1 protein-coding gene is annotated in these 467 nt (G+C 67.7%); it reads right to left on the bottom strand.

Annotated features, from left to right (window positions below; translation table 11 throughout):
• The coding region (locus FQ664_RS25750; protein WP_144175818.1) for an Ig-like domain-containing protein at positions 1 to 467 on the bottom strand (467 nt) is incomplete at both ends.

Raw genomic sequence — 467 nt, 5'->3', positions numbered from 1 at the left:
ATCGGGTTGCCGCCACCGTCGGTGAGGATGACCGTTGCGCCGGCTTCGGCAGTACCGCTGATTTCCATGCCATTGCTTGGCTCGACCACTGGTGCGGCCGGGGCCACCGCGTCTACCGTGGTGGAAGCCTGCGGACCGGTGTTGCCGGTCGGATCGGTTGCAGTGGCGTTCACCACGGTGCCGTTGGCCAACGGCGTGCCAGGGGTGAAGCTCCAGTTACCGCTGCCATCGGCGGTGATCTGGCCGATCGGGCTGCCGCCACCATCGGTCAGGGTCACGGTGGCACCGACTTCAGCGGTACCGCTGATGGTCAAGCCGTTGCTCGGATTGACCACCGGCGCGGCGGGTGCAACCGAATCCACCGTGGTGCTGCCCTGCGGGCCGGTGTTGCCAGCCGGGTCCTGGGCCACGGCGTTGACCACCGTGCCGTTGGCCAGCGGTGTGGCTGGAGTGAAACTCCAGTTGCC

The sequence above is a fragment of the Pseudomonas persica genome (genome assembly GCF_900291015.1).
Taxonomy (GTDB): domain Bacteria; phylum Pseudomonadota; class Gammaproteobacteria; order Pseudomonadales; family Pseudomonadaceae; genus Aquipseudomonas.
This window is presented reverse-complemented; position numbering and strand designations above follow the sequence as displayed.